We start from the raw sequence: 1,171 nt of genomic DNA on the forward strand, positions 1-1,171 counted from the left end.
CGATGGTAAAGGAACGGTCAAACGAGCGGCAGCGGCAAGTATTACACGCTGATGCAAAAGGCTTCGCTGTCCCTCTTGCGAGGCAGGACGGCAACCCACGTATTGCCGCGTAAGGATGGCCGGGTGCTCGCTATCTCTGCCGCGAACCTTTGAGCGGCGCGGAAGGCGTCTAGTTCGTTATCGAATGGCAAGCCGCTCGGATCACTCGCGCTGTGCTGGCCCTGCAGGTCAAAGAAAAACCGACCCATATGGCGATCCTTTTTGAGGAACTGCCGCTGAATAAGCATCATCGAACACGTTCATTCACAAATCTTCCAGGCAACAGTTCTGTTTCACCTGACCCGAAAACTTTCACATAGAAGGTTCACGACGGGAAATCAGGTGGAAGACAATTTTAGTCATACTGGAATTGGCGCGTTCGACAGCCGCTAAGCACATTGCGAAGTCCGAATGGACCCTTGTTCGGGCCGGGGAATTGATGAGCACGATCAACCCACAAGGGAGCGCGCGCGATGTCGATTTTGGGGCTTCCAATTAATATCGAACTTCCTGCCGTGATCAATTTGCCAACGGACGGAACGATTGACACGTCAATCTTGCAGTTTCCATTCGCTATTACTGGCGCAAACGGGCTCCTGCACAACGTGGTCATTGTCGGCGGACAATTATTTCAGGTCAACGACGATGCAAGTCTGACCTTACTTCAGGTCGATGCAAATTTGTTAGATGGTACCATCCTTGCGGATTTGCTGGTTGGCTTGCCCGGCAACAATCTCATCCTTGGAAATGGCGGAGATGATACCATTGCTGGTGGTGTTCTCAACGACCTGATAGCCGGCGGAGATGGCGCCGACACAGTCACCGGAGGCACTGGCGATGACGCGCTGTACGGCGGCGATGGCAACGATAGTCTCGATGGCTCCGGTGGCAATGATTTGCTTGATGGTGGGGCCGGCGCCGACACGATGGTCGGTGGCACGGGAAATGACGCTTACATAGTCGACAACCCTGGTGACGTGGTCACCGAATTGCCCGGTGAGGGTATCGATACAGTGTACAGCAGCGTCAATTACGCCCTCACTCCGAACGTCGAAAATTTAATTTTGATAGGCTCGGCCACCGTCGGATCGGGAAATAATCTCGACAACGTACTTATTGGGAACGCGACGCT

The 1,171-nt window shown here is 53.6% G+C and carries 2 protein-coding genes; one reads left to right on the plus strand and one right to left on the minus strand.

Going from position 1 to position 1,171, the window contains the following annotated elements; all coding sequences use genetic code 11:
* Nucleotides 1-41: 41 nt before the first annotated feature.
* Complete coding sequence (locus JQ575_RS46855) at nt 42-290, minus strand: DUF6894 family protein (RefSeq protein ID WP_409364897.1); 249 nt, start codon at nt 288-290, stop codon at nt 42-44.
* Between the two features lie 222 nt (nt 291-512).
* Here JQ575_RS46855 and JQ575_RS44220 point away from each other — a divergent pair.
* A partial coding sequence (locus JQ575_RS44220) for a calcium-binding protein (protein ID WP_283842711.1) occupies nt 513-1,171 on the plus strand: 659 nt, incomplete at its 3' end.

The sequence above is a fragment of the Bradyrhizobium sp. JYMT SZCCT0428 genome, from assembly GCF_018131075.1.
GTDB lineage: Bacteria > Pseudomonadota > Alphaproteobacteria > Rhizobiales > Xanthobacteraceae > Bradyrhizobium.

Coding starts and splice junctions, on each gene's coding strand:
- JQ575_RS46855 (WP_409364897.1), bottom strand. CDS start 290: ATGATGCTTATTCAGCGGCAGTTCCTCAAAAAGGATCGCCATATGGGT.